Raw genomic sequence first — 787 nt, 5'->3', positions numbered from 1 at the left:
ACGATTCAAAACGTAATGGTCGAGTAGGATGGGAAAGACTATGGGAAGGATGGTTCATATTACAAACCATCCTTGAGGGTTACTTGCTTGCACAGTCTCTTGAGCTATAGATGTGATCAAGAGACAGGGCTATGCCGGGGGATACTTATTTAGTCCGGTAGGAATAGCCATCACTGTATTCTGCCGCAGTTGAAAAAGCCTTGGATAAAATTGATTTAAACCAGCCTACTAATGTCATAACAAAACAAGTTTCTGACATACAAAATAAAGCGAAAAAAGCAATGATGAATGGTATGTCGATTAGATCGAAAGATATTGCTATGAATCCTGAGATAGGAAAACAAAGAGCTTTTTAATTGTGGGATAAAATTTTCAATAAATAAAGGTGATATATGACTGATATAAAAAAAGAATTTATCATTGAGCTAATGGATTTTCTTTTATCCGAAAAATTATTTTCAGGAATTCTTAATAATCAACCTGGTCATTATTTAGAAATTTATGATCCTGAATTAGCACTAGCTTTATCTTTTGATCAGTTATTGCCCGATGGGTATTTAGTTTGGTCAGATCTCATTGAAAACTCTATAAGTAAATTTAAGTTAAGAAGTGAATTTCATGAAGCCGAAGAATACTTAAATGATGTAAGTAAAGAGTTTTGGTCACGTATTCAATCCGTTGATGGTGGTATATAATTCCCCTTTTTTCGGAGAAATTAAATGGCGATGATTGAAGTAAAATGTCGATTTTGCCAACGAACAGAATTCGTCAAAAAGCACGGTAAAGG

2 protein-coding genes are annotated in these 787 nt (G+C 34.1%); both read left to right on the top strand.

The window, feature by feature from the left end; genetic code table 11:
- Nucleotides 1-200: 200 nt before the first annotated feature.
- Complete coding sequence (locus Xenpb_RS19390) at nt 201-356, top strand: hypothetical protein (protein WP_187655743.1); 156 nt, start codon at nt 201-203, stop codon at nt 354-356.
- A 36-nt stretch (nt 357-392) separates the two neighbouring features.
- The gene (locus Xenpb_RS19385) at nt 393-695 is read left to right on the top strand and encodes a hypothetical protein (RefSeq protein WP_187655742.1); all 303 of its coding nucleotides are present in this window, start codon (nt 393-395) and stop codon (nt 693-695) included.
- The last annotated feature ends 92 nt before the right edge of the window (nt 696-787 follow it).

Source organism: Xenorhabdus sp. PB62.4, assembly GCF_014467285.1.
GTDB lineage: Bacteria > Pseudomonadota > Gammaproteobacteria > Enterobacterales > Enterobacteriaceae > Xenorhabdus.
Note: the sequence above shows the minus strand (reverse complement) of the source record. Positions and strands in the feature narration are given on the sequence as shown.

Bases quoted from the DNA above. Each gene is read 5' to 3' on its own strand.
- Xenpb_RS19385 (WP_187655742.1), top strand. From the start codon at position 393: ATGACTGATATAAAAAAAGAATTTATCATTGAGCTAATGGATTTTCTT.